The organism is Methylocystis sp. JAN1 (assembly GCF_052186135.1).
Taxonomy (GTDB): domain Bacteria; phylum Pseudomonadota; class Alphaproteobacteria; order Rhizobiales; family Beijerinckiaceae; genus Methylocystis.
In genome coordinates, this window is sequence record NZ_CP181499.1 from 2981038 (window position 1) to 3005057 (window position 24020).

The window sequence follows — 24020 nt, forward strand, 5'->3', positions numbered from 1 at the left end:
CGATGTGGGATTACTCTGACAAGGTCAAGGACTACTTCTTCAATCCGAAGAACGCCGGCGTGCTCGGCGAAGCGAACGCCGTCGGCGAGGTCGGCGCCATTTCGTGTGGCGACGCGCTGAAGCTGATGATGAAAATCGATCCTGAGACGGAAGTGATCCAGGAGGCGAAATTCCAGACCTTCGGATGTGGTTCCGCCATCGCCTCTTCCTCCGCGCTGACCGAGCTCATCATTGGCAAGACGCTACAGGAAGCGGTGACGATCACCAATCAGGATATCGCGGATTTCCTCGGCGGACTGCCGCCCGAGAAGATGCATTGCTCCGTAATGGGCTACGAGGCCCTCCAGGCCGCCATCGCCAATTTCCGCGGCGAGGAGTGGCGCGACGACCACGAGGAAGGCGCGCTTCTCTGCAAGTGCTTCGGCGTCGACGAAGGCATGATCGAGCGCGCCATCCGCATGAACAAGCTGACGACGATTGAGGAGATTACCGACTACACCAAGGCCGGCGGCGGCTGTCTCACCTGCTTTGACAAGCTCGAGGAGGTGCTCGCCAAGGTGAATGCGGAGCTTGTCGCCGAGGGCGTTCTCGCGGCGCATGAGGCCTATTCGATAGGAGCCGTCGACGCGGCCGAAATCAAGGCGAAAGCCAAGGCCAAGAAGGAAGCGGAGCGCGACGCGGCGCCGCCCACGTCCCCGCTCGCGCCGGCCTCGCCGCTGCCGCCGCCTTCCGCCGGCATGACCAATCTGAAGAAGATGCGCCTCATCGAGGAAGCGATCGAGGAGCTGCGTCCGTATCTCAAGAAGGATAACGGCGACTGCGAGCTGATCGACGTCGACGGCAACAATGTGATGGTCAGTCTCACCGGCGCCTGCATGGGCTGCCAGATGGCGAGCGTCACCGTCTCCGGCATTCAGGAGCGGCTGATCGCCAAGCTCGGCATGCCTATCCGCGTCATCCCCGTCAAAGCAGCCCACGCGCACTGAGGGAACGGCCATGCGTCCAGTCTATCTCGACAATAATGCGACGACGCGGGTCGATCCCGCCGTCGTAGAGGCCATGCTTCCCTTCTTTACGGAGCAGTTCGGCAATCCGTCGTCGATCCATTCTTTCGGCGCGAGCGTCGGTCAGTCCGTGAAAAAGGCGCGCCAGCAGCTCCAGCAGCTCCTCGGCGCCGAGCATGACCACGAGATCGTTTATACGGCGAGCGGCACGGAAGCCGACAATACAGCCATCCTTTCCGCGCTCGAAGCCATGCCGGGCCGCAACGAGATCATCACCAGCGCCGTTGAGCATCCGGCGGTGCTCGCGCTTTGCCAGCATCTCGAAAAAACCGGCCGCGCCACGGTTCATTACATCGGCGTCGACTCGCTCGGCCGCCTGGATCTCGAAGCCTATCGCGCCGCGCTCACCGACAAGGTCGCCCTCGTGACCTTGATGTGGGCGAATAATGAGACCGGCACGATCTTCCCGGTCGAAGCGCTCGCGGAACTCGCCAAGGAAGTCGGCGCGCTGTTCCATACCGACGCCGTGCAGGCCGTCGGCAAGGTTCCGATCGTGCTCAAAGGCAGCGCGATCGACATGCTGTCGCTCTCCGGTCACAAGCTGCATGCGCCCAAAGGGATCGGCGCGCTTTATGTTAAGCGCGGCGCCCGCTTCAAGCCGCTGCTGCGCGGCGGCCACCAGGAGCGAGGGCGCCGCGCCGGCACAGAGAATGCGCCTGGCATTGTCGGCCTTGGCAAGGCGGCAGAACTCGCGATCGCGCATATGGCCGAGGAACAGACGCGCGTGAAGGAGCTGCGTGATCGACTCGAAAGCGCGATCCTGCAGCGCGTGCCGAATTGCTTCGTCAATGGCGACATTCGCGAGCGGCTGCCGAACACGACGAATATCGCATTTGAATATGTCGAGGGCGAAGCGATTCTGCTGCATCTCACACGTCAGGGCGTCGCCGCTTCGTCCGGCTCCGCCTGCACCTCCGGATCGTTGGAGCCGTCGCATGTGATGCGTGCGATGAATGTGCCTTTCACCGCCGCGCATGGTTCGATCCGCTTCTCGCTGTCGCGCGACAACGTTCCGGAAGACGTCGACCAGGTGATCGAGGCGCTGCCGAAGATCCTCGAAAAGCTGCGCGAGCTGTCGCCCTTCTGGGCCGGCGCCAATAAAGGCCCGACCGAGTTCAAGCCGGTCTATGCGTGAGTGAAGCCGTGAACCCCGACTGCCCCCGCATCTTCATCAACGACACGACCCTTCGAGATGGCGAACAGGCCCCGCGCGTCGCCTTCACGGCTCGCGACAAGGTCGCCATCGCGCGGGCTCTGGTCGCGGCGGGGGTGGACGAAATCGAGGTTGGCACTCCGGCCATGGGCCGGGACGAGATCGAGGCGATCCGCGCGGTGATCGCGGAGCGCCTTCCCTGCCGCGTGATGGCCTGGTGCCGTCTCAATCTTTCCGACGTTGAAGCCGCCCTGGCCGCGGGCGTCCCGCATGTCAATATTTCGACGCCGATGTCGCGCCTGCAAATTGGCGTCAAACTTGGCGTCGACGTTGCTACCGTCGCCGAACGCGTGCGCGCGGTGGTGTCCTATGCCCGAGAACGAGGTCTTACCGTCGCCATGGGCGGCGAGGATTCCTCGCGCGCCGATCCGCGCGATATTGGCGTCATTCTGCGCGCCGCCGCGGAAGCCGGCGCCTGGCGCTACCGCTTCGCCGACACGCTTGGCGTGCTTGATCCTTTCTCTGCCTATGAAGCGATCTCCCATGTGCGGAAAGAAACGGACCTGCCAATCGAGTTTCACGGCCATGACGACGTCGGCCTGGCGACCGCCAATACGTTGGCCGCCATTCGCGCCGGAGCGACCCATGCTTCGGTAACCGTTATCGGCCTTGGCGAGCGCGCCGGAAACGCGCCGTTGGAAGAAATTGCGGTCGCGCTGGGACATGTCGCGAGAGGCCGCTCGAATATTCGCATAGACAGACTTCACGCATTGTCGAAGCTCGTCGCGAAGGCCGCGCGTCGACGCGTCGGGCGCGCAAAAGCGATCGTCGGCGCCGACGTCTTCACCCATGAGTCGGGCATCCACGTCGCAGCGCTGCTTAAGGATGCGCGGACCTATCAGGGCATCGATCCGGCCCGGCTGGGGCGCCGCAATACTGTCGTTCTCGCCAAGCATTCCGGCGTTGCGGCGTTGAAGCGTAAAGGCGAGGAACTCGGCTTCGATATCGACCGCGACCTTGCGGCGGCTTTGCTGGCGGAGATCCGTCAGCGCGCCAATGAGAAGGCGGCGCCGATGACGAAGCGGGAGCTCAGAAACTTCTTCCGCAATGCTTGTGGAGGAGCGTCATGACGCTCGTCGCCTCCGCTTCCATCGCGCGCGCCCCGGGGGCCGCCGGCCTTGCCGTGAAACTGCGCGGCGATGTGTCCTGCGTCCTTCAGCGCGATCCTGCGGCCCGCAATTCGCTCGAAGTCGCCCTGCTTTATCCGGGCGTTCACGCTCTCGTTCTCTATCGCCTGGCCAATGGCCTCTGGCGTCGCGGTTGCAAATTTCCCGCGCGTTTTCTCTCCTGGTTCGCGCGGCTCGTCACGAATATCGACATTCATCCCGGGGCGACGATCGGGGAGCGTCTCTTCATCGATCACGGAGCCGGCGTCGTGATCGGCGAAACCGCGGTGATCGAAAACGACGTGACGCTCTATCACGGCGTCACGCTGGGCGGCACCTCCTGGGCGCCCGGCAAGCGCCATCCGACGATCGAGAGCGGCGTGCTGGTTGGCGCCGGCGCCAAGATTCTCGGGCCGATCACGGTTGGCGCGCGAGCGCGGATCGGCGCCAATTCCGTGGTGATCGAGGACGTCGCGCCCGAGATGACCGTCGTCGGCATTCCCGGCCGCATCGTGAAAGTCGAACGCCGACGTTCGGGCGCCGACGGCCGGATTGATCTCGAACATCATCTCATCCCCGATCCGGTCGGCGACGCCATCTCGGTGCTGATCGACCGCATCGATTTTCTCGAGGCTCGCCTTGCGCATCTCCAGGCGCGCAAGAACGATCTTTCGAAGAGCAGCGAAAAGGAGACGAAGCCATGAGCGTGTTCGATGATTTGCGGAAGCTCCATTCCGCCGAGGATTTCTTCGAAGCGCTCGGCGTCGAATACGACCCGGCCGTCGTGCGCGTCGCGCGTCTGCATATTCTGCGCCGCATGGGCGAATATCTCGCCAAGAACGATTTCGACGGCGCGACGGACGAAGAAGCGCGCGCCGCCTGCAAGGAGACGCTGACGAAGGCCTATGAGGATTTTGTCGCCTCTTCGCCCATCGCCGAGCGCGTCTTCAAGGTTCACAAGGACGCCGTCAAGCCGAAAGCCGAGCCCGCGAAGCCTTTCGTGCCCCTTACGACGCTGACCGGCGGCGCCGGCTGATCGAGGAAAAGAGACAATGAAAATCCTCGTCTGCATCAAGCAGGTTCCGGACAGCGCGCAGATCCGCGTTCATCCTGTCACGAACACGATCATGCGGCAGGGCGTGCCCACGATCATCAACCCCTATGATCTTTTCTCGCTTGAGGAAGCATTGCGGCTTCGTGACAAGTTCGGCGGCGAAGTGACCGTTCTGACCATGGGTCCGCCCATGGCGGCCGACTCGCTACGCAAGGCGCTCGCCATCGGCGCCGATCGCGCGGTGCTGCTCACCGACCGCTTCTTCGCGGGATCCGACACGCTGGCGACGACCTATGCGCTGGCGCAAGCGATCCGGAAGATCGAACAAACCTTCGGCAAACAGGATATCATCTTCACCGGCAAGCAGACGATAGACGGCGACACGGCGCAGGTCGGGCCCGGCATCGCCAAGCGTCTCGGTCTGTTGCAGTTGACCTACATCTCAAAGCTCGTCGAATGCAATCCCGAAACGCGCGAGATCGTGGTCGAGCGCCGCGCCGAAGGCGGCGTCCAGGTGCTCAAGACGGCGATGCCCTGTTTGATCACCATGATCGAGGGCTCGAACGAAGTGCGGCGCGGCGCCTTTGACGACTCGCTGCGCGCGGCGCGCGCCGAGATCGTCACCTGGAGCGCGAAGGATGCGGAGATCGAGGATCTCACCAAATGCGGCCTGAAAGGCTCGCCGACCATCGTCAAGAAGGTCTTCGCGCCAGCGCCGCGTTCCGAGAAGGCCGCCTTCGTCGAGCCGCAAAAGACCGCGGGAGATTCCGCCGATGCGCTCATCGAAGCGATCTTCGCGCGTCATCCCACGCTCGAATCCGACATGACCAAGCTTGCTTCCGGACTCTAAGAGGAGCCGACAATGTCCCCGACGCCGCCGCCCGCCACCCGCGCCAGCGCGAAGAAAGAGCTCCCCGAACATTTCCGCGACTACAAGCATGTCTGGGTCTTCATCGAGCAGGAGCGCGGCGACGTTCACCCGGTCTCCTGGGAGCTGCTTGGCGAGGGCCGCAAGCTCGCCGACAAACTCGGCGTGGAGCTCGGCGCCGTCGTGCTCGGCGGGCCAGGCGAGGCCACGAAGGAAGCGGCGGCCGAATCCTTCCACTATGGCGCGGATCTCGCTTATCTTGTTGAACATCCGGCGCTGGCGGACTATCGCAACGAGTCATACGCCAAGGCGATGACGCAACTCGTCAACACGCACAAGCCCGAAATCCTCCTTCTCGGCGCCACCAATCTCGGCCGCGATCTCGCGGGCTCGGTCGCGACGACCTTGCTCACCGGCCTCACGGCTGACTGCACGGAACTCGCGGTCGACGCCGACGGCTCGCTCGCAGCGACGCGGCCAACTTTCGGCGGCTCCCTGCTCTGCACGATCTATACGCTGAACTATCGTCCCCAGATGGCGACGATCCGCCCGCGCGTGATGGCGACGCCCGCGCGCGTCGCGGATCGCGTGGGTCGCGTCGTGCCCTTCACGCCGGATCTTTCCGAAGACGAGATCATCACGAAGCTTCTGCGCTTCATTCCCGACCGCGACTCCAACAAGAGCAACCTCGCCTTCGCGGATGTCGTCGTCGCAGGCGGCATGGGCTTGGGCAGCGCCGAAAACTTCCAGCTCGTCAGGAATCTCGCCTCCGTCCTTGGCGCGGAATTCGGATGCTCGCGTCCGGTCGTTCAGAAGGGCTGGCTCTCTTCCGATCGCCAGATCGGACAGACCGGCAAGACGATCCGACCGAAGCTCTATATCGCCGCAGGCATATCGGGCGCGATCCAGCATCGCGTCGGCGTGGAAGGCGCGGATTGCATCGTCGCCGTCAACACCGACAAAAATGCGCCGATCTTCGACTTCGCGCATATCGGAATCGCAACGGACGCGATCCGCCTTCTGCCCGCGCTGACCGAAGCTTTCCGCGCGCGGCTTTCGCCCCATCAGCGGGATCGACTTGCAGGCTAATGGACAACTTCAATTCGCCAGGCTTGGCGCCGGCGGCATGTGAATGGAGACAGCCATGATCGAAGAACGGTTCGACGCGATCGTGATCGGCGCCGGAATGGCCGGCAACGCCGCCGCGCATACCATGGCGTCTCGCGGCCTCAAGGTTCTGCAGCTCGAGCGCGGCGAATATCCGGGCTCGAAGAATGTGCAGGGCGCAATCCTCTACGCCGAGATGGTGGAGAAGATCATCCCGAACTTCCGCGAGGAGGCGCCGCTGGAGCGCCATCTCGTCGAACAACGCTTCTGGATGATGGGCGACCGCTCGCATACGGGCCTGCAATATCGCAACGACGATTTCAACGAAGACAAGCCGAACCGCTACACGATCATCCGTTCGCAATTCGACCGATGGTTCTCGAAAGAGGTGCAGTCGCAAGGCGCCATCGTCATCTGCGAAACGACGGTGACGGAGCTTGTCAGCGACGCCTATGGCAAGGTGATCGGCGTGCGCACGGATCGGCGCGGCGGCACGATTTTCGCGGACGTCGTCGTGCTTTGCGAGGGCGTCAACGGCCTCCTGGGCACGCGCGCCGGTCTGCGCGCCTCGCCCAAGCCCGAGCATGTCGCGCTCGCGGTCAAGGAAATGCACTTCCTGCCGCGCGAGACGATCGAAGCGCGCTTCAACCTGCATGGCGACGAGGGCGTCGTGATCGAAGCCGCGGGCGTCATCTCCAAGGGCATGACGGGCATGGGCTTCGTCTACACCAACAAGGAGAGCGTCTCGGTCGGCATGGGTTGTCTGGTTTCGGACTTCGCGGCGAACAACGACACGCCCTATGGCCTGTTGGAGACCTTCAAGAGCCATCCGTCCATCAAGCCGCTGCTCGAAGGCTCAGAAGTGAAGGAATACGCCGCGCATCTGATCCCCGAGGGCGGATACAAGACAATTCCTGAACTTTTCGGCGATGGTTGGGTGGTTTGCGGCGACGCCGCTCAGCTCAACAACGCCATTCATCGCGAAGGCTCCAACCTCGCGCTCACCTCCGGTCGTCTCGCCGGGGAAGCGATCTTCCAACTGAAAACCCGTCGCGATCCCATGACGAAGCAGAATCTTGCGCTTTACAAGAAGTTGCTGGACGACAGCTTCGTGATGAAAGACCTCAAGAAATACAAGGATATGCCAGCGCTTCTGCACGCCAATTCCCAAAATTACTTCCTTGCTTATCCGCAGCTCGTCTCGAAAGCGATGGAAAGCTTCCTGCGCGTCGACGGCACGCCGAAGATCGACAAGGAGAAGGCCACCATCGCCGCTTTCGTCAAGGAACGCAAATGGACGGGCCTCTTCGGCGATGCATGGAAGCTTGCGCGCGCCTGGCGATAAGTTGGCGCTGTTCTTGCGTGGTCAAGAAAAAGAATGACGCTACAGGAGAATTCCCATGTCCCTGGCCGCACGTGTCGAAGAGAAGCTTTATCAGAACCGCTACATCGTGGACGCCGGCAAGCCGCATATCGCCATTCGTCCGCATGAAAAACCCTCCGAGAATCTGCTGGCGATGACGCGTATCTGCCCCGCCGGCTGCTACTCGGAGACGAGTTCGGGACAGGTCGAAATCACGCCGGACGGCTGTCTCGAATGCGGCACCTGCCGCGTACTTTGCGAAGCGTCCGGCGACATCACCTGGAACTACCCGCGCGGCGGCTTCGGCGTGCTGTTCAAATTCGGATAGGAAATCCCATGCCCAACGTTACCTTTCAGTCGCCCCTGCTGCACAAGAACCTCACCGTCTATGCGATCGCGGGCGACACGTCGAGCATTCTCGCCGTCGCCGACGCGCATAAGATTCCGATTCCGCACGACTGTCGCGACGGCAAATGCGGTTCCTGCCTGATCGAAGTCGTCACGCTTTCCGGCAAGACGATGGGGTCGGCTCTGACGGAGAAGGAGAAGTCGCAGCTTAAAGCGCTGGGCAAGATCACGGCCGAGGAAATTCGCCTCGCCGAAGTCGACGACGTCGCCCCCAAATATCGCCTCGCCTGCCAATACATCGTCCGCGATCAGGACATTCTCGTGAAGTTCACCGGCGAGCCCGGCGGCGCGTAATCGCGTCGTCGCGCCAAGACGGCCGGGGCGCCGCGCCGCCGACTGCGCCATTCGGGGCCACGCGATGCCGAACGTCACTTTCTCGTCGCCTTTGCTAAGACACGCCGTGACGGTTTTCACAGAGGATGAACAATCCTCCAGCGTTCTCGCGCTCGCCGAGGCGCATCGCATTCCGCTCCCTCACGACTGCCGCGCCGGCGACTGCGGCGTCTGCGCGATCGACGTTCTGACGCTTTCCGGAAGGATGCTCGGCTCCTGTCTCAGCGAAAAGGAAAAGCATCGGCTTTTCGCTATCGGCAAAATAACGCCGGAGGAAATCTATCGGGCGGAAGCCAGCGATGTTGCGCCGCGCTATCGCCTCGCCTGCCAATTCATCCCGCGCTACGAGGACGTGCTCGTGAGGTTCTCCGGCGGAATTCGCCGCGCCTGACATTCAGGCGAGCTTGTCGCCGAACAGGAACTCCATCGCGCGATCGAGCCGGATATGCGGCAGCGGCAAGGGTTCCCTGTCCTTCCCCATCTTGGCGACCGGCGGGCGGAACTTGAGGAAGCGGAACTCCGCTTCTTCCTCATCGAGGGCCAGCGCGTCGCCGCGAAAGACGAGCTTGGGATCCTCCGGCAATTCGCCGGGGAAGATCGCGCCCTCCGCAACGCCGTCGAAGACATCGTCGCCGATGCGCTCGCCTTCGATCGGCGTGCCGACAATGGCCGAAAGCCTCTCACCTTCGTGACGCACAGTCGCCTCGCGCGTCGCGCGGACGGCCGCGAGCGCGATAACGTCGATCGTCGCGCCGACGCCTTCGGCCCTTGAAATGGCCTTACCGGTAAGATGCCGCAGGATCGCTTCCAGCCGGTCGTGGCTCGTATGGTGCAGGTGATCGGCTTTCGTCGCCGCGAAGAGGATGCGGTCGATCTTCGGACGGAAGATTTGCGAGATGAGATTGGAGCGCCCGGTGCGGAAGGCGTTAAGGACGTCCGTCAGCGCATTCTCCAGATCGCGCACCGCCGCCGGCCCCGAATTCAGCGCCGCCAGCGCGTCGACCAGCACGATCTGCCGGTCAAGGCGTGCGAAATGATCGCGGAAAAACGGCTTCACGACGTGAGTTTTGTAGGCCTCGTAGCGCCGCTCCATCTCGCGCCCGAGGCTGCGATAAGGAAGCTCCTCTCCTTCCGCGACCGGCAGCGGCGCGAAAGTCAAAGCGGGCGAGCCTTCGAGATCGCCGGGCATCAGGAAGCGGCCCGGCGGCAGGGTGGAGAGCGCGAAGCGCTCCGTCTTGGCGGCGCGTAGATATTCGGTGAAGAGCTTGGCGAGCTTTTGCGCTGTCGGCTCGGAATAGCGCGCCTTGGGATCGACGCCCGCCGTCGCGCCGCGCCAGTCCGCGGCGATGGGCGCGCGGGCGGCGGCGCTCGCGGCTTCGAGCGTCTCATGCGACCACTCCGCGTAGGATTTTCCAAGCAAAGGCAGATCGAGCAGCCATTCGCCGGGATAGTCGACAATGTCAATATCGAGGCGCGCGCTCTCCTGTCCCATATGGCGCAGGGAGAAGGCCTTGGAATTGAACTCGATCGAGACGCGCAGCTCGGAGATTCGCCGCGTCGATTGCGGCCAGTGCCGATCCTCCCCGCTGGTCAACGCCTCGAGATGCTCCTCATAGGCGAAACGCGGGACGTTGAAGTCCGGTTGCGGATCGAGATGGGCGGAGAGGACGCGCTCCTCCGAGAAGGCGCGGAAAACGGGAAGATGCGCCTTGCGCCCGGCCGCCAGCGCCCGCGTGAGATGATGGACGAGGGACGTAATGAAAACCGTCTTGCCGGAACGGGACAGGCCAGTGACGCCGAGTCTCAGGCGCGCGCCCGAGACGAAATCGGCGAGGCTTTCCGCGGCGACGCGCGTTTCGAACCATATATCAGAAAGCTGCGACGACACGGCGGCTCCGGGAAAGAGACGAAACGGGAACCTCATCTAATCCAAGAGCCGTCATTTTGGGAGAGCAGACCGCGAGCCATCGGCGCGCTCAGGCTGCTGACAAAGTAGCGGCGACGCCCCTCGTGCTTCGAGACGCTTGCTGCGCAAGCTCCTCGGCGTGAGGGGCTTCTTCCTTCGGCGCCAAACAGTTAGGCCTCATCCTGAGGAGCGAGTGCAAGTCGGGTTTTCCCGACTTGCACAAAACAAGAATGTTGATCGCAGCTCGTGTCTCGAAGGACGAGGCCGCCTTGGGAAGTTTGTCAACAAACTGCGCGAACCTTCGGCTCGCTCCATGCCGCTCGAGCCTGAAGGCTCGCGGTCCAAAGGCGCGGCGCGACGCTTTGCCGCGTGCGCCTACCGCTTCGACATGGGAACGTAATCGCGCCGTTTCTCGCCCGTATAGAGCTGGCGCGGCCGGCCGATCTTGGAGCCCGTATCCTCGATCATCTCCTTCCACTGGGCGATCCAGCCCACCGTGCGCGCCACGGCGAAGAGGACCGTGAACATGGCGACGGGGAAGTTCATCGCCTTGAGGGTGATGCCCGAATAGAAGTCTATATTCGGATAGAGCTTCTTCTCGATGAAATAGTCGTCCGAGAGCGCAATGCGCTCGAGCTCCAGTGCGACGTCGAGTAGATCGTCCTTCACGCCAAGTTCGTTCAGCACCTCGCGCGTCGTGCGCTGCATGATCTTCGCGCGCGGATCGTAGTTCTTGTAGACGCGATGGCCAAAGCCCATCAGGCGGAACGGGTCATTCTTGTCCTTCGCGCGGGCGATGAACTGCGGGATGCGGTCCGGCGTGCCGATCTCGGCCAGCATCTTGAGCACGGCCTCGTTGGCGCCGCCATGCGCCGGTCCCCAGAGAGAGGCGATGCCCGCCGCGATACAGGCGAAGGGGTTCGCGCCCGACGAGCCGGAGAGGCGCACGGTAGAGGTCGAGGCGTTCTGCTCGTGGTCCGCATGCAGGATGAAGATGCGGTCCAGCGCGCGGGAGAGAACCGGATTGACCTTGTATTCCTCGCAGGGGACGGCAAAGCACATGCGCAGGAAGTTCGAGGTGTAGTCGAGGTCGTTCTTCGGATAAACGAAGGGCTGCCCGATCGAATATTTATAGGCCATCGCCGCGAGCGTCGGGATTTTCGCGATCATGCGCGTCGAGGCGACCATGCGCTCGACAGGATCCACGATGTTGGTCGAGTCGTGATAGAAGGCCGAGAGCGCGCCGACCGAAGCAACCATGACCGCCATCGGATGCGCGTCGCGGCGGAAGCCCTGAAAGAAGCGGGCCATCTGCTCATGCACCATGGTATGGCGCGTGATTCGGTAGTCGAAATTGGCCTTTTCCGCCGCCGACGGCAATTCTCCGTAGAGCAGCAGATAACAGGTCTCAAGGAAGTCGCCATGCTCCGCGAGCTGCTCGATCGGATAGCCGCGATAGAGCAGGACACCCTCGTCGCCGTCGATGAAGGTGATCTTCGATTCGCAGGAAGCCGTAGAGGTGAAGCCGGGATCGAAAGTGAACATCTCCGTCTCTGAATAGAGATTGCGGATGTCCACGACGGAGGGTCCCATCGTGCCGTCCTTGACGGGCAGGTCGATGGTCTTGCCGCCGATTGTGAATGAACCCTTGCTCTCGGCCATTGCGCACCTCGTTGATCGGCCCCGGCGCCGCGGACGCCGCGCCCAACACGCCTTACTGCTCTCATAGGATTGCGACGCGACGCTGGCAGGCCTTGAAAATTGCACTGTTCGACCGGGGTCGTCTTGTGCAACGCAAAAAAGCTATAGCAACCGCGAAGCCTGTCAAGCTTCAAAGCGTTGCAAAAAGTTCGGCCCGATAGCTTATGGACGGGTCGCCCGGAATGATCTTTGCGGCGCCCCGTCAGTTCTCAAGCGCTCCAGTCGGCGATACGGCCAAGGCTTTCGTCGCGCCCAAGGATTTCAAGCACGTCGAAAATGCCTGGCGAGGTCGAGCGGCCGGTGAGCGCGGCGCGCAAAGGCTGCGCGAGATCGCCGAGCTTGACGCCGAGTTCGACGGAGAGATCGCGCACCGCGGCCTCCGTCGCGGCGGCCGTCCACTCCGGCAGCGCCGCGAGCTTCGGGCCAAGCGCGGCGAGGCGCGCCTTGGCCTCCGGCGACAAAAGCTTTTGCGCCTTTTCGTCCATCGGCAGCGGGCGCCGCAGGAAGAGAAAGCCGGCGCCGTCGACGAGCTCGTTGAGCGTCTTGGCGCGCGCCTTGAGGCCAGGAAGCGCCGCGCGCAACTGTGCGCGTTTTTTGTCGTCGAGCGCGTTCAGCACAGCCTTGCCGCCCTCGAGATAAGGCAGCGTATCGATTAGATTCGAAAATAATTCGTCGTCGGGCGTATCGCGCAGATAATGCCCGTTCATGTTTTCAAGCTTCACGAAGTCGAAGCGCGCGGGCGAGCGATGCACCTGGGCGAGATCGAAGGCTTCGATCATCTCGGGCAGCGAGAAGAATTCCTTGTCGCCCTGACTCCAGCCGAGACGCACGAGATAGTTGCGCAGCGCCTGCGGCAGGTATCCCATGGCGCGATAGGCGTCGACGCCGAGCGCGCCATGGCGCTTGGAGAGCTTCGCGCCGTCCGGCCCGTGAATGAGCGGAATATGCGCGAAGGCCGGAGTCTCCCAGCCCATCGCCTCGTAGATATGCTTCTGGCGCGCTGCGTTGGTGAGATGGTCGTCGCCGCGGATGATCTGCGTGACGCCCATGTCGTAATCGTCGACGACCACTGCGAGCATATAGGTCGGCGTGCCGTCGGAGCGCAGCAGGATGAAATCGTCGAGATCCTTGTTCGGGAAGACGACGCGGCCCTGCACGGCGTCCTCGATCACCGTCTCGCCCGTCTCCGGCGCCTTGATGCGCACCACATAAGGCGCTCCGGCGGGCGCCTCGGAAGGGTCGCGGTCGCGCCAGCGGCCGTCATAGCGCGGCGGGCGCTTTTCGGCGCGCGCCTTCTCGCGCATCTCCTCCAGCTCCTGCGCTGTGGCGTAGCAGCGATAGGCCATGCCCTTGGCGAGAAGCTCATGCGCCACCTCGGCGTGGCGTGCGGCGCGTGCGAATTGAAAGACGGCTTCCCCGTCCCAGTGGAGACCCAGCCAGGACATCCCGTCGAAAATGGCGTCGACCGCCTCCTTGGTCGAGCGGGCGCGATCCGTGTCCTCGATGCGCAGCAAGAAGCGACCGCCGTGCTTCCTCGCATAGAGCCAGCTAAACAACGCCGTGCGCGCGCTGCCGATATGCAGAAAGCCAGTGGGCGACGGCGCGAAGCGAGTGACGACCTCGGACATGGAGTTGCAACGATCCTGTGGGCGACTTTCGCCGTCATTGCGAGGAGCGCTTTCCGAAGCCGGACAGCCCGGCTTCGAGAAATCGACGAAGCCATCCAAGGGCGTCAGGGCTCTGGATTGCTTCGCTTCGCTCGCAAGGACGGCCAGCGGCGAATATTCGGGAGCGCCCCTCTAGCACGCGCGCCGCGCGGGGGAAACAGGCGGCGCGTCACGCCTCCGCCTTCGTCCTTTCCATCTCCTTCGCCTGCGGCTCGTCCACGGCGGAATCGTCCGGCGAGGCGAGCTGGACGATTCCCGTTTCTATCGCCAGTGCGCTCGCCGCGGCGGCGGCCGCGAGCTTGTCGAGTTCCGGCAGTTCGAGAATCGTTTTTGGCGGCTCGGTTTTCGGAGCGATCTTGACGCCCGCTTCGCTCAACCTGCGGTGCAGGTCGAAATGCAGGTCGCTTCGCACGCGCGAGGACTTTTCCACATCCTCGACATAGCACCAAAGCTCAAATTTGAAGCCCGAGGCCTCCATGCCGAGGAACATGACCTGCGGCGCGGGGATGCGCAGCACGCCCTCCTGCGCCCGGGCGGCCACGAGCATGATGTCGCGAATCTGCTCGGGATCGACTCCGGGATGAGGAGAAATCGCCACTTTGATGCGCCCCACCCGGTCGCCGCGCAGCCAGTTTTTGACGACGCCGCTCACGAGGTTGGAGTTCGGCACGATCATGGTCGCGCGATCGAAGGTTTCGATTTCGGTCGAACGCACATTGATCCGTCGCACATAGCCCTGCTCGTCCCCGACCACCACCCAGTCGCCGACGCGGATGACGCGCTCCCAGAGCAGGATGAGGCCCGAGACGAAATTGCTGACGATGGACTGGAGGCCGAATCCGATGCCGACCGACAGGGCGCCGGCAACGATGGCGAGTCTCTCGACGCCGATGCCGAGGCTCGACGCGGCCGTCAGCGTCGCGCCGATGACCCCGGCATAGCCGAGCGTGGAATTGATCGCGCTGCGCAAGCCGACATCGAGCCGGGTCAGCGGCAGCAGGCGCGTATCCAGCCAGCGCCGGAAACCCTGCACCGCCGCCAGAACGACGAGGAAAAGCCCGACCGCCGTGATCGCCGCCGAGGGCGAGACGGTGACGTCGCCGATCTTGAAGGAAAAGAAGGCGCTGCGGACATTCGCGAGAATATCGTTCGACTCGTATCCGAAAGGCGCGAGGGCGACGAGGCCGGCGGCGATCCAGATGAGAATCGTGACGACGCCCGCCAGCAACACGCCGATCGGCGCAAGCCGCTCGCGCTTCACGCCGAGCCCGTTGATCAGGCTGCGGCCGAGGAGCCCATCCGCGGAGAAAGCGTGCTCGGCGCCGCCCGCGCCGACGACGACAAAGACATAGAGCAGGAAGGCGACCGCCCCCGTCCAGGCCACTTGCATGATCACGAAATTGGCGAAGGTGACATACCCCGCCAGGCTGGCGCCGAGGATCAAGAGCAGGCAGAGCTCGCAGATGAGGCGCACGACCATGAGCCAGTCTCGGCCCCTCCCGGTCGCCGCCGCCTCGTCTCCAGCCTCCGCCCGACGCGGCGCGAGCGACACGATGGTCCAGAGCAGCAGCGCCGCCACGGCCATGACCCCGACGCCCCGCGTCACGATGACGACCGGCAGGCTCGCCTGCACCGTCTCCTCAATCTGCTCGATAAGCCGCGTGATTGAAAGAATGACCGCCGCCGTCGTCAGCAGACGGACGGCAAGCTTCGCCAGCCGGTCGCCCGGATCAATGACGCGCCAGTCGGGATGCGTCGGCGCGAAGATCGCGCGGGCGGCCCCGTAGACGAAGGCGACGCGCGCCACCGCTTCGAAAACACGCCGCCAGAGCGGCTCCAGCGTCGCGTCCAGAAGGTCGAAGCCTTCAAGGACCGCGCCGAGCGCCGCCGCGCCGGCGATGGGAACGACGCCTGCGACGAGCGCTGTCCAGGCGGCCGCCGCAGCGCGGCGGATGGGCGTCGGTTTCTGGCCCCCATGATCCCGCGCCAGCACGCGCCGCGACAGGATGAAGGCCGGCGGCAGGGCGAGAAGGATCAGCGCGACGAGCAGGACAAATTCGATTCGACGGCTCTCGACTCGACTGGCGAAATTGGTCGCACGGTCGGCGAGGAAGGAAGTCGCCGCGCTGAAGACGATGGGGGCGTCGGCCCTGGCGGAGCGCCACAGATCGATGGAAAAGAGCCCGTTCGTGCGCAGGAAAAGCGTCTTGGCGAAAAGATCGCGCTGGCGCGCGACGACCGCCACGGATAATTGCCGCGTCTCCAGCAGCATGGCGCGCGCCCGCTTCAGCGTCGCGTCGATGGCGTCGAAGACCCTGCGCTGCTCCACGAGTTCGGCGCTCGCGGCCGCCTCGGCGGAGGGAACGGACTCGGCCGGAGGCGGAGCCGCTTGCATCGTCTTCGCGGCCTCCAGCCTGGCGGGGTCGGGCTTGTTGGCCGGCGGCGGAGAGGCCGGACGCGCGGGCGGCGACGGAACCGCCTTGGCTTGAGCGGGGGGAGCCGGCGCGGGAGCCGGCTGCTCGGCCGGCTTGGCCTCGGCAGGTTTATTCTCGGCCGGCGCCAGCTCCTTCAGCCGCGCCTCCACCGCCGCAAGGCGCGGGGTCAAAGCGTCGATCGTCTCTTCCAGTTCGCGCCGCAACGGCTCCAACCGTTCGCGCAGAAGGCGCAAGGCGCCGTCGTGGAGGTTGGGGTCCTCAAGCGTCTTATGCGCTTCGTCGAGCGTGGCGCGGGTTCGATCGAGCCGGGCGTTGACCTGTTCGAGCGTCGTCGGCGCCTCGTCCGCGCGCGCCATGACAGCGGCAAGCGTGACGAAGAGCGTCGCCAGAAGCAGCGCGAGGGATAGCGTCGGTCTGCGCAACGAGGATCTCCTGAAGGGGGCTGACGCGAGTAAACCGCGAATCGCGTCATTCTTTTGGCGATTCTAGAGGGCGTCGTCGTAATGGCGCACGCGCCCGGCCCTATCTGTCACGCGCCAGGCCCCTTCCCCGTCAGGCTCCAGGGAAGCGACGGGAACCTTCCCATAGCCGCCCGGAATGTCGAGCACATAGGCGGGAAGGCCGATCCCCGTCATGCGGCGCATCAGCTCGGCGTGAATGCGCTTTCCGCGCTCGATGCTGACGCGAAAATGGCCTGTTCCAGGCGCAAGGTCGGGATGATGGAGGTAGTAGGGCCTCACCTGCAGAGACAGCAGGTCGCGCATCAGCCGTTCAAGCGCGTCCGGGTCGTCATTAACGCCCGCGAGTAGAACGGTTTGCGAGAGCAGCGTCGCGCCGGCCTCGCGCAGCCGCGAGATGGCCGCGCGCGCCGCCGGCGAAAGCTCACGCGCATGATTGACATGCAAGGCGACGTAGAGGGCCTTGCCGCTCTCGCGCAGCGCGGCGAGCCGCTCAGGCGTCACGAGGTCCGGCGCGGCGGTCGGCGCGCGCGTATGGACGCGCAGCACACAAACATGAGGAATCGACGCCAGACGCCGCGCGACTGCCGAGAGGCGGCGGGGAGAAAGCATCAACGGATCGCCGCCGGTCAGAATGACCTCGAAAATCTGCGGCGTCGCGGCGATGTAACCGAGCGCGGCCTGCGTCTCCGCCTCCCCGAGCAGATCGCCCTTCCCGCGGCCCACCGTTTCACGGCGGAAGCAGAAGCGGCAATAGACCGGGCAGACCGTGAGGAGCTTCAGCAGCACACGGTCGGGATAGCGATGCACGACGCCCGGAACCGGACTATGCGCCTCGTCGCCGATCGGGTCCGCCAGTTCGGCGGGAAGCGTCGCCAGCTCCCGCACGTCGGGCAGAAATTGCCGGGCAATCGGGTCGGCGGGGTCGGCGGGGTCGATCAGGCGCGCGGCTTCCGGCGTCACCGCCACGCTGTAGCGCGCCGCGACGCTGGCGAGCGCCTCTTCGCCGCCCGGCAGAAGGCCTGCGGAGGTCAGGTCGGAAAGCGATCGGAGCGTCTTGCGGAACATTCGACTCTGGCTGTGTCGCGCCATATGAAATGGCCGAGGCTGCTCCATATCGGCGCGGGAGCACAATCGCCACCCCATCCGGACGGCCCCGGTCACGCCGTCCCGCGCTCCGCGACGGGCGTCCAAAGCACCTGCTCGATCCGCTCCGCGCCGGTCGCCAGCATGACGAGACGGTCGAAACCGAGCGCCACGCCGGAAGCCGGCGGCATCTGGGCCAGCGCCGACAGGAAATCTTCGTCAATCGGGTAGCGTTCCCCGTAAATCCGCGCCTTTTCCGTCATTTGCGCCTCGAAACGACGGCGCTGCTCCTGCGGGTCGGTTAGCTCCGCGAAGCCGTTCGCCACTTCAACCCCGCAGATGTAGAGCTCGAAACGGTCGGCGAAGCGGGGATCGTCCTCGCGCGCCCGCGCCAGCGCCGCCTCGCTCGCGGGGTAATCGGTGAGGATCGTCGGGCGCTCGCTCCCAAGACGGCCCTCCACCTTTTCCGACAATATCTTGCTGAAGAGGTCGGACCAGGCGTCGTCCTCGGCGACGCGAATCCCGTCCCGCGCAGCCGCTCTGGCGAGCCCCTCGCGATCGCCCAGCAGCGCCTCGAGATCCACGCTCGCATAGCGCGCGAAGGCCTCGCAGACGGCAACGATCTCCGGCTCCGCGAATGGGTCGCAGGTCCGTCCCCGCCAGGAAAAATCGCTTGCCCCCGCCGCCCTCGCGGCGGCTGCGGTCAGCCCCGCGCAGTCTTCGTAGATCCGCAAGGTCGGCTCGCCGGCGCGATACCATTCGAGCATGGTGAACTCGGGATGATGCAGCGCTGAGCGCTCGCGGTTCCGGAAAACCCGCGCCAGCGTGAAAATCCGCTCCTCTCCCGCCGCCAGCAGCTTCTTGCAGGCGAATTCAGGGGATGTATGGAGATAAAGCCGGCTCCGGGCGTCGTCCCCGCCAATCAACTCTGTGGAGAAGGCCGAAAGATGCGTCTCATTCCCGCCCGAGACCTGAAGCGCGGCGGTTTCAACCTCGGTAAACCCTTCCGCCGCGAAAAAACGCCGCGCCGCGGCGGTTATCGCGCCGCGCGCCTTGAGAAACGGCTTGCGATCGGCGTAAACATCCGGCGCCCACCAGGGCGAAACGCGCGTCATGCGCCCTCCCAAACTTTTGAGCATGTCCGATGGGAAACCAGTCTCGCTTTTCCAGGACATGCTTGGCGAGCGCCGATTGCTCACGCGCGCGAAATATGGTCTTACCCCGTTCATAGACCAGCCCGGCCGAAGCCGGCAATGAACGCGAGCCGGCGCGCCGGCAAGAAGGAACCGAACCTGTGAAAGTCATCGCCAGCTCGATTCGCAAGGGCAATATCATTGAGCGTGAAGACGGCCAGCTTTACGTCGTGCTGACCGCCGAAAGCTTCTTCCCCGGCAAGGGCACGCCGACGACGCAGATCGACATGCGCCGCCTCTCCGACGGGGTGAAGGTCTCCGATCGATACAAGACGACCGAGCAGGTGGAGCGCGCATTCGTCGAGGATCAGGACTTTTCCTATCTCTACAATGACGACGACGGCTATCACTTCATGAATCAGGCGAACTACGAGCAGATCGCCGTCCCGGCGGATACGGTCGGCGATCAGGCCCAGTGGCTGCAGGAGGGCATGCAGTGCATCCTCTCCATCTTCAACGGCGTCGCCGTCGGCATTCAGCTCCCGGCGCGCGTGACGCTGGAGATCGTCGAGACCGAGCCGGTCGTGAAGGGCCAGACGGCGTCGTCCTCCTACAAGCCCGCGAAACTCTCCAACGGCGCCCGCGTGATGGTGCCGCCGCATATCCAGACCGGCACGCGCGTCGTCATCCAGACGGAAGACGGCGCCTATGTCGAGCGCGCGAAGGACTGATCGCCCAATCGCCGCCGGGGCGTTTCGCCCCGGCCGCCCCTGCCCCGCCTCATTGTTGCAGGAAGTCGCGCAGCTTCTTTTCGAGCGCGTCTTCGTCTTTGAGCTCACACTCCCAAACGACGAGCGCGCGCCAACCGAGCTCGGACAGACGCGCGAGATTTGCTGCGTCGCGCCCACGGTTGCGTGCGATTTTCGCGCGCCAGTAATCGGCGTTGGCCTTCGGCATCCGCGTCCCGCGCGCGCAATCATGCCCGTGCCAGAAACAGCCATGCACGAAGATGGCCTGCTTGCGCCCGACATAGGCGATGTCGGGATTGCCGGGAATGTCCTTGCGATGCAGGCGGTAGCCCGGCGCGAAGAGCCGTAGCAGCGCGCGCACGGCGCGTTCAGGGGAGGTATTGCGCGACTTCACCGCGCGCATGATGGCGGAGCGCTTGTCGGGGGTCTCCTCGCTCTTCAAAAACGCCCCCTCCCCAGCCCTGCCCGTTTTGCGGAAGAGGACGCAGATCGCCGCCTTTGAAGCTCACGCCAACGCCATTCGCTTCGCGCCGTCCCCTCCCCGCAAAGCCGGAGAAAGGGAGCGAGCGGGTTACGCCGCGACACGAATGACGCAGGCCTTTAACAGCGGCTCGACGAGATGCGCCGCAATGTGCCGCACCGCCGGAACGACGACGCCGTCTCCTGTCAGGTGATAGGCCTCATTGTAGCGGCGCGGCAGCGCGTAATCATCGGGCAAGCCCATGAGTCGCGCGGTCTCGCGCGCCGAGATCAGCCGCGAGCGCACCCTGCCGTTTTCGACGACCAGCACGAATTGTCGACTCGAACCGCCGGCCGGCGTCCGCAGGCAACCCGCGATGTCGTCGAACCGCGCCTCGGCGCGCTGGATTTTCTCGCCGTTTTCATATCGCGTGCGGCGATAGAGCGTGCCGACCACCCTATCGCCCGCACGCTTCGCTTTGTCGACCTTTGCGAGGTTCACCGCGCTCATCATGCCGAGCAATCTTTGCGTCTTCGCAGCATCGTGCCAGCATACGCCTTCGGGCGCGTCTTCGATGACGTCCGCCAGCGTCGTGTCCCGTTGAAGCGGCGCGGGCAAACGCCACCAGAGCCAGACGGCTTTCAAATGTCCGGGCAGACGCCCGAAAGCCGAAACCAACGCGCGCGTGAAAAACGGAGATCCTTCCGTCATTGCGGGCGGCGCTAAGCAATCCAGAGCCTCATGCCCTTTCCCGGATTGCTTCGCGGGCTTCGCCTCCTCGCAATGAGGGGGATACGTAGGGAGCAAAGCCGAAACCGCCACATCCTCCCTCACAGCTACAATGAACAGACGCGGCCGCGACTGCGGTAGGAACAGCGCCGCATCGATAACCAGCGCGCCGAATTTATAACCTTCCGCAGCCAGCGCTGCGCAAATGGACTCGAAATCCTTCCCGCCATGCGAGGTCAGCGCGCCGCAGACATTTTCGAGCACGATCGTCGCCGGGGCGCGCCCTTCCTTGCACAGCGCCTTCATCAATTTCCAAAATGGCCAGAACGTCCCCGAGCGCTCGCCCTTCAGCCCCGCGCCGGCGCCCGCGAGCGAAAGATCCTGGCAAGGGAAGGACGCCCAGCCGAGATCGGCGCGGCTGGGCAATTGATCGGTCGTGAGCTCGGCCACGTCGCCGACATGCAGCGCCTCGTCGCCCCAGTTGCGGCGATAGCACTCGGCTTTCTTGGCGTCGAAATCATTGGCGAAGAGGCAGCTCCATCCTTCCCCCAGCCCCGCGCGCGCCATGCCGCCGCCGGCGAAGAATTCGTAGAAAGTGGGTTTGGCGGACATCTCACGACTCGGGTTGCGTGACCGAGTTTAGCCTTTTTGCAAGGATTCGCGAACGGCTCCGCGCCTCATCCTACCCTCGCTCACGCGAGGGTCGGACAAGGCGGCGCGCGCGCTACGCCGACACCACCATCACATGAACAATCGGCTTCTTTCCCCAGACCGAGTTCACCGCGCCGCGCACCGAGCGCTCTATGGCGGTCGAGACCGTGTCCGCGTCGCGCCGGCGGGCGCGCGGCAGACCCTCGAAAGTCGCGAAAAGCGCCTCGTCGATGACCTCGCCCATATCCTCGCCAAACTTTCCCTTTCTTGGGACGCCGGCCGTCACGACATCCGGATCGCCGACCAGTTCGCCCTTCCTGTCGACCGCAAGCGCGATCGACACGACGCCCGCAAAAGAGAGCTTGCTGCGCTCGCGGACCGCGCCGTCATCCTCGCTGATGACGACGTCGCCGTCCTTCAGCAGACGGCCGTGCGGCAATTGATTGACGATGGCCGGGGGGCCGGGCAAAAGCTGAACCATGTCGCCATCGCGCGCGGAGACCACGTGCTCGACGCCGCGCGCCTTTGCGAAGGCGACATGCTGCGTGAGATGGTGCGCCTCGCCATGCACCGGCACGGCGAATTTCGGCCGCACCCAGTCATACATCTGCGCGACCTCGCCGCGGCGCGGATGGCCGGAGCAATGGACGAGGTGATCGTGATCCGTAATCACCTCGACGCCCAGATTGCAAAGGTTGTTGATGACCCGATGCACCTCCCGCTGATTGCCCGGAATGGTGCGCGAGGAGAAAATCACCCTGTCGCCCGCGGCGAGCTTGATCGCGGGATGATCGTTTTGCGAGGCGCGCATCATCGCCGCCCGCGGTTCGCCCTGACTCCCGGTCGCAAGGACGAGCACCTTCTCACGAGGAAGGTTTGGCAGCATGTCAGGCGAGTGAAAACCCGGAAGCCCGTCGAGATAACCGCAGTCGCGCGCCACCTGAACGACGCGATCCATGGCCCGCCCCGCGATCACCACAGTGCGTCCGCAAGCCTGCGCCGCTTCGGCGATGGCGCGCAGGCGGGCGACGTTGGAGGCGAAGGTCGTGACGATCACCCGGCCGGTCGCCTCGGCGATCAGCGGCTTGAGCACGCGCGCCACGTCGCTTTCGGAGAAACTGTCGCCCTCGCGCAGAATATTCGTGGAATCGCAGATCAGAACGTCGACGCCGTCGCTCCCGAGCGCACGCAGACGGGCTTCGTCTATGCGATTGCCAACGCCCGGTTGCGGATCGATCTTCCAATCGCCGGTATGCAGGGCCGTTCCGAGCGGCGTCCTGATCGCGAGCGCGTTCGCCTCGGGGATGGAATGTGCGACGGCGATATACTCAACCTTGAAGGGTTCGAGGTCGAGCACGACCCCGGCATTGACAATTTGGATGTCGATATTGGGCGCGCCCGGCTCGTTGAGGCGGCGAACCTCAAGGAGCCCCGCCGCGAAAGGCGTCGCGAAAACCTTGCATTTCAGCTTGGGCCATAGCGTCGCGAGCGCGCCGATATGGTCTTCATGCGCGTGCGTGATGCAGATTGCGACGAGGTCCCTGGCAATCTTCTCGACGAAGGCGATATCGGGGAAGACGACGTCGATCCCCGGCAAATCCGCCCCCGGGAACCCCAGGCCGCAATCCACCATCAGCCATTTGCGCGCGTTCGGCGTCCCGTAGCCATACAGCGCGAGATTCATCCCGATCTCGCCGACGCCGCCGAAAGGAACGAAAACAAAATCAGGCTGGGGAGCGGTCGTCATGCGCGCGCCCCTTCCGCCTTTCGAGGTCCGAGAAGAACATCCCCGGCTTCAATGGCCCGCCGCCCATCTGCGGTGTCAAGAACGAGGCGGCCCGTCAAATCGATCGTCTCGAAGCGTCCTTCAATCGTCTCCGATGGCAAGGCCACCCGAATCTCCTCGCCGAGCGCGGACGCCGAAGCCAGCCATTCCGTCCGTATGCGCGCGAAGTCTTCGCCGTTTCGCCAAAGCGCGATCACATCCGAAAGCGCGTCGGAGAATTTTTCAAAAAATGACTCAACGGAGGCCGCCGGTCCAAGCTCCGACAGAGCGCGCGCCGGATATGGAAGTCCGTCGGGCGCATGCGCGATGTTGACGCCGACGCCGATGATCGCGGTGGGGAGGGGCGAGGCGTTGACGCATTCGAGCAGAATGCCGCCGAGTTTCCCCCCATCGAACAAAAGATCGTTCGGCCATTTCACCTGAAAACGGTCTTGCCCCGTCGCGGCGCGCAGCGCCCGGATCGCAGCGACGCCAGTGACGAAACCGAGCTCCGGCGCGGCCCGAACCTCCGGGAAATCGCTGAAGACAAAACTCGCATAGAAATTGCCGGCGGGTGAAATCCATTCCCGCCCAAGGCGCCCCCGCCCCTTCGTCTGGCGGGAGGCGACGATCCAGAGAGGTCCGCGCTCGCCCGACTCGATCAGGCGACGCGCCTCCTCATTTGTGGAGTCGATATCGCCGAGACTGAGAAGGCGAACGCCGCGAGCGCGCGCAATATTGCCCAGATGCACGCGCTCACCTCA

At 64.2% G+C, this 24020-nt stretch carries 22 protein-coding genes; 12 read left to right on the top strand and 10 right to left on the bottom strand.

Translation table 11 applies throughout. The features are described from left to right. The first annotated feature begins 2 nt into the window (after positions 1–2). From nifU to ACNHKD_RS14365, 11 genes are all read left to right on the top strand, one after another. Positions 3–986, top strand: coding sequence for a Fe-S cluster assembly protein NifU (nifU, locus tag ACNHKD_RS14315; protein WP_442754153.1), 984 nt, complete (start codon positions 3–5; stop codon positions 984–986). Positions 987–996: 10 nt separating this feature from the next. Further along, on the top strand, positions 997–2199 hold the full coding sequence (gene nifS, locus ACNHKD_RS14320) for a cysteine desulfurase NifS (protein ID WP_442754154.1): 1203 nt from the start codon (positions 997–999) through the stop codon (positions 2197–2199). A gap of 8 nt (positions 2200–2207) precedes the next feature. Continuing rightward, the gene (nifV, locus tag ACNHKD_RS14325) at positions 2208–3347 is read left to right on the top strand and encodes a homocitrate synthase (protein WP_442754155.1); all 1140 of its coding nucleotides are present in this window, start codon (positions 2208–2210) and stop codon (positions 3345–3347) included. Continuing rightward, the gene (gene cysE, locus ACNHKD_RS14330) at positions 3344–4087 is read left to right on the top strand and encodes a serine O-acetyltransferase (RefSeq protein ID WP_442754156.1); all 744 of its coding nucleotides are present in this window, start codon (positions 3344–3346) and stop codon (positions 4085–4087) included. The genes nifV and cysE overlap by 4 nt, the downstream gene beginning before the upstream one ends. Continuing rightward, complete coding sequence (gene nifW / locus ACNHKD_RS14335; RefSeq protein ID WP_442754157.1) at positions 4084–4419, top strand: nitrogenase stabilizing/protective protein NifW; 336 nt, start codon at positions 4084–4086, stop codon at positions 4417–4419. Before cysE ends, nifW begins: the two co-directional genes overlap by 4 nt. Before the next feature lie 16 nt (positions 4420–4435). After that, complete coding sequence (locus tag ACNHKD_RS14340) at positions 4436–5287, top strand: electron transfer flavoprotein subunit beta/FixA family protein (protein WP_442754158.1); 852 nt, start codon at positions 4436–4438, stop codon at positions 5285–5287. A gap of 12 nt (positions 5288–5299) precedes the next feature. Beyond that, positions 5300–6394 (top strand): electron transfer flavoprotein subunit alpha/FixB family protein, encoded by a 1095-nt coding sequence (locus ACNHKD_RS14345; protein WP_442754159.1) that lies wholly within the window; start codon positions 5300–5302, stop codon positions 6392–6394. A 55-nt stretch (positions 6395–6449) separates the two neighbouring features. Next, on the top strand, positions 6450–7757 hold the full coding sequence (locus ACNHKD_RS14350) for an FAD-dependent oxidoreductase (protein WP_442754160.1): 1308 nt from the start codon (positions 6450–6452) through the stop codon (positions 7755–7757). Positions 7758–7812: 55 nt separating this feature from the next. After that, complete coding sequence (locus ACNHKD_RS14355) at positions 7813–8103, top strand: ferredoxin family protein (protein WP_442754161.1); 291 nt, start codon at positions 7813–7815, stop codon at positions 8101–8103. 8 nt (positions 8104–8111) lie between these two features. Beyond that, positions 8112–8477 (top strand): 2Fe-2S iron-sulfur cluster-binding protein, encoded by a 366-nt coding sequence (locus ACNHKD_RS14360; RefSeq protein WP_442754162.1) that lies wholly within the window; start codon positions 8112–8114, stop codon positions 8475–8477. A gap of 106 nt (positions 8478–8583) precedes the next feature. Continuing rightward, on the top strand, positions 8584–8907 hold the full coding sequence (locus ACNHKD_RS14365; protein ID WP_442754163.1) for a 2Fe-2S iron-sulfur cluster-binding protein: 324 nt from the start codon (positions 8584–8586) through the stop codon (positions 8905–8907). A gap of 3 nt (positions 8908–8910) precedes the next feature. Here ACNHKD_RS14365 and ACNHKD_RS14370 read toward each other — a convergent pair whose 3' ends face one another. From ACNHKD_RS14370 to epmA, 6 genes are all read right to left on the bottom strand, one after another. Next, positions 8911–10404 carry a YcjX family protein gene (locus ACNHKD_RS14370; protein ID WP_442754164.1) on the bottom strand — a complete coding sequence of 498 codons (1494 nt, stop codon included), beginning with the start codon at positions 10402–10404 and terminating at the stop codon, positions 8911–8913. 393 nt (positions 10405–10797) lie between these two features. Next, a complete protein-coding gene (locus ACNHKD_RS14375; protein WP_442754165.1) occupies positions 10798–12084 on the bottom strand; it encodes a citrate synthase in 1287 nt (428 codons plus the stop codon). 248 nt (positions 12085–12332) lie between these two features. Next, on the bottom strand, positions 12333–13751 hold the full coding sequence (gene gltX / locus ACNHKD_RS14380; RefSeq protein WP_442754166.1) for a glutamate--tRNA ligase: 1419 nt from the start codon (positions 13749–13751) through the stop codon (positions 12333–12335). Between the two features lie 208 nt (positions 13752–13959). Beyond that, complete coding sequence (locus tag ACNHKD_RS14385) at positions 13960–16647, bottom strand: mechanosensitive ion channel domain-containing protein (RefSeq protein ID WP_442754167.1); 2688 nt, start codon at positions 16645–16647, stop codon at positions 13960–13962. Between the two features lie 63 nt (positions 16648–16710). Then, entirely contained in the window at positions 16711–17751 is a 1041-nt protein-coding gene (locus ACNHKD_RS14390) for a lysine-2,3-aminomutase-like protein (protein ID WP_442754168.1), read from the bottom strand. 92 nt (positions 17752–17843) lie between these two features. Then, positions 17844–18884 carry an EF-P lysine aminoacylase EpmA gene (epmA, locus tag ACNHKD_RS14395; RefSeq protein WP_442754169.1) on the bottom strand — a complete coding sequence of 347 codons (1041 nt, stop codon included), beginning with the start codon at positions 18882–18884 and terminating at the stop codon, positions 17844–17846. A gap of 179 nt (positions 18885–19063) precedes the next feature. Between epmA and efp the strand changes: the two genes are divergently transcribed. Further along, complete coding sequence (gene efp / locus ACNHKD_RS14400) at positions 19064–19633, top strand: elongation factor P (protein WP_442754170.1); 570 nt, start codon at positions 19064–19066, stop codon at positions 19631–19633. 49 nt (positions 19634–19682) lie between these two features. On the opposite strand, the gene ACNHKD_RS14405 is transcribed toward efp, so the two are convergent. The 4 genes from ACNHKD_RS14405 to ACNHKD_RS14420 form a co-directional block, all read right to left on the bottom strand. Further along, entirely contained in the window at positions 19683–20054 is a 372-nt protein-coding gene (locus ACNHKD_RS14405; protein ID WP_442756907.1) for a very short patch repair endonuclease, read from the bottom strand. A 168-nt stretch (positions 20055–20222) separates the two neighbouring features. Continuing rightward, on the bottom strand, positions 20223–21452 hold the full coding sequence (locus tag ACNHKD_RS14410) for a DNA cytosine methyltransferase (protein ID WP_442754171.1): 1230 nt from the start codon (positions 21450–21452) through the stop codon (positions 20223–20225). 112 nt (positions 21453–21564) lie between these two features. Continuing rightward, positions 21565–23238, bottom strand: a complete 1674-nt coding sequence (locus ACNHKD_RS14415) for a ribonuclease J (protein ID WP_442754172.1) — start codon at positions 23236–23238, stop codon at positions 21565–21567. After that, positions 23235–24008 carry a biotin--[acetyl-CoA-carboxylase] ligase gene (locus ACNHKD_RS14420; protein ID WP_442754173.1) on the bottom strand — a complete coding sequence of 258 codons (774 nt, stop codon included), beginning with the start codon at positions 24006–24008 and terminating at the stop codon, positions 23235–23237. Before ACNHKD_RS14420 ends, ACNHKD_RS14415 begins: the two co-directional genes overlap by 4 nt. Positions 24009–24020: the final 12 nt, after the last annotated feature.